This is a genomic window from uncultured Streptomyces sp. (genome assembly GCF_947488945.1).
Classification (GTDB): Bacteria; Actinomycetota; Actinomycetes; order Streptomycetales; family Streptomycetaceae; genus Streptomyces.
In genome coordinates, this window is sequence record NZ_CANLBS010000093.1 from 1 (window position 1) to 390 (window position 390).

Here is a 390-nt window from a genome sequence, read left to right on the forward strand (position 1 = left end):
TTGGCGTTGACGCCCCAGACGGTTCCGTCGGCCGCGGCGCTGATGTCGGTCAGGCCACCGGGGACGCCGTGCCAGGGGTTGGCGTCGTCGTTGGTGAACCGGTAGATCTGTCCGTTGGCGTTGACGCCCCAGACGTTGGACCGCGATCCGGCGGAGATCTTGACCAGGCCGCCTGCGATCTTCTTCCAGTGGCCGGTGGTGCTCTGGTCGCCGATGTAGCGGTAGATCTCGGCGTTGGCGTTGACGCCCCAGACGGTTCCGTCGGCCGCGGCGCTGATGTCGGTCAGACCGCCGGGGACGCCGTGCCAGGGCGTGGCGTCGTCGTTGGTGAACCGGTAGATCTGTCCGTTGGCGTTGACGCCCCAGACGTTGGACCGCGATCCGGCGGAG

The 390-nt window shown here is 68.2% G+C and carries 1 protein-coding gene; it reads right to left on the reverse strand.

The features are described from left to right. A partial coding sequence (locus Q0994_RS33955; protein ID WP_363325603.1) for a tectonin domain-containing protein occupies positions 1–390 on the reverse strand: 390 nt, incomplete at both ends.